3 protein-coding genes are annotated in these 1,830 nt (G+C 34.5%); all 3 read left to right on the top strand.

Going from position 1 to position 1,830, the window contains the following annotated elements:
* Positions 1-702 precede the first annotated feature (702 nt).
* Positions 703-1,074, top strand: coding sequence for a mercury resistance transcriptional regulator MerR (gene merR / locus AAEY83_RS12615; RefSeq protein ID WP_033011277.1), 372 nt, complete (start codon positions 703-705; stop codon positions 1,072-1,074).
* A 187-nt stretch (positions 1,075-1,261) separates the two neighbouring features.
* Entirely contained in the window at positions 1,262-1,609 is a 348-nt protein-coding gene (locus AAEY83_RS12610; protein WP_016899520.1) for a mercuric transporter MerT family protein, read from the top strand.
* A 46-nt stretch (positions 1,610-1,655) separates the two neighbouring features.
* On the top strand, positions 1,656-1,830 hold a 175-nt coding region (locus tag AAEY83_RS12605; protein ID WP_351059229.1), incomplete at its 3' end, for a cation transporter.

Below are 1,830 nucleotides of genomic sequence, written 5' to 3'. Positions count from 1 at the left end.
GTGTTGGGGTAGCTACGGTTTATCGTGTCTTAAAACAGGGTTAATAGCTGAAGTATTTTAAACATTAATTTACGTTTCTATAGACGCGATGCTATCAAATATATAATCATTAAGTTGATAGATTTTAATCATGTATCTTGATTCAAAAAAACCCTGTATTTGAGTATTTGAGTATTTGAGTATTTGAGTATTTGAGTATTTGAGTATTTGAGTATTTGAGTATTTGAGTATCACTTTGCCTTTTTAGCTATGATAGTAATCAGCTGTATCAACTTTGTACGTACTAGCGTTGCAACTGATTTATTTTATATATCGAATGCAGCGACTTTATGCCCATGCTTTGAGCAAATGCTATAAGCTCATTTTTAGCACATATAAATGGTTCCATTATAGCAGTCTGTTTTAAGTGGTCTGTTAATAGGTTTGAGTGGTGAAATAGCTGGTTCCCTTGGGGTATACTCATGTAGAACTGCATGTAATAACACTAATTTGGACTTTGATAATGAAAAAGGATAAACCATACATTGTTGTGGTTTAATATTGTTGTAACAACGGTAACTTTACTTATTTAATAGAAGAAAAAACAAAATCAATTAGCGATGTTTAAACTGGTATTCATTGATGGTCACTTTAATTAGATATAAAGTAAGTAAACAAAAAGTCAGTAAGGTAATTGATAACGTGTCTAAACGAACCATAAGTATGTTGGCTAAAGAACTGAGTGTAAATGTCGAAACAATTCGCTTTTATGAACGCAAAGGCTTAATTAAACAACCACCAAAGCCTATGCAGGGCTATAGACATTACCCGAAAGAAACGGTAAATAGAATACATTTTATCAAGCGTTCTCAAGAATTAGGTTTTACGCTAAATGAGATTGAAGGGTTACTTGCGTTAAACGATAGTCCATGTAGTAAAGTACAAGAATTAGCTAATAAAAAACTGATCGCAGTACAAAAAAAGATGGCTGACTTGTTGTTGTTAGAACACGCTTTGGAAGAACATTTAGGACAATGCCAAAATAATGATGACGATAGCCACTGCCCAATAATTGATTCGTTGCAACCGAAGTAAATGATTCACTTAACTACCATTTCCCACTAAAACAGCATATCCAATTTTACTTCTGCGCCTTAATTCAAGTTAGCTTATTCCCCGTATCTGTCGTAGCAGATTATCAAAGATAAATTTTTTATAAATCACCCTTGACTCCGTACTTAGGTACATGCAATACACTTGCATTATCTAATGAGGTATCTATATGAATCAAAAAGAATCAAACCTTCCAATGATAGGAGGCATCATAGCAGCATTAGGCGCAGGCGTATGCTGTGTAGGTCCTTTGCTCCTGTTATTACTTGGGGTAAGTGGCTCATGGATTGGTAATTTAACTGCATTTGAACCCTATAGGCCATTATTTATCGCATTTGTAGTGTTGTTGTTTGGTTACTCAGGTTGGAAAATTTACCGTCCTGTAGAAGAGTGTGAGCCGGGAACGGCCTGTGCAATTCCTAAGAAACAGCAACAACGAAAAGTCATTTTCTGGCTGAGCGCTATAGTTGCGACAATTTTAGTGACCAGTAATTATTGGATACTTTTGTTTGCTTAATATACAGATCAAGAAATTTATAACATTTTAAAATTTGGAGCTAATTATGAAAAAATTATTATTAACCGCACTGCTTTCACTTTCTAGTTTTGGTGCTTTTGCTGAAGTAAAAACAGTTACACTGGAAGTGCCAACGATGAACTGTGCGACATGTCCAATCACAGTTAAAAAGTCATTAGAAAATGTTGATGGCGTTGAAAATGCGAAAGTTACCTACAAGC

This window comes from Psychrobacter sp. TB20-MNA-CIBAN-0197, from assembly GCF_040309765.1.
Taxonomy (GTDB): Bacteria; Pseudomonadota; Gammaproteobacteria; order Pseudomonadales; family Moraxellaceae; genus Psychrobacter; species Psychrobacter submarinus.
This window is presented reverse-complemented; position numbering and strand designations above follow the sequence as displayed.

Bases quoted from the DNA above. Each gene is read 5' to 3' on its own strand.
- merR (WP_033011277.1), top strand. From the start codon at position 703: ATGTTGGCTAAAGAACTGAGTGTAAATGTCGAAACAATTCGCTTTTAT.
- AAEY83_RS12610 (WP_016899520.1), top strand. From the start codon at position 1,262: ATGAATCAAAAAGAATCAAACCTTCCAATGATAGGAGGCATCATAGCA.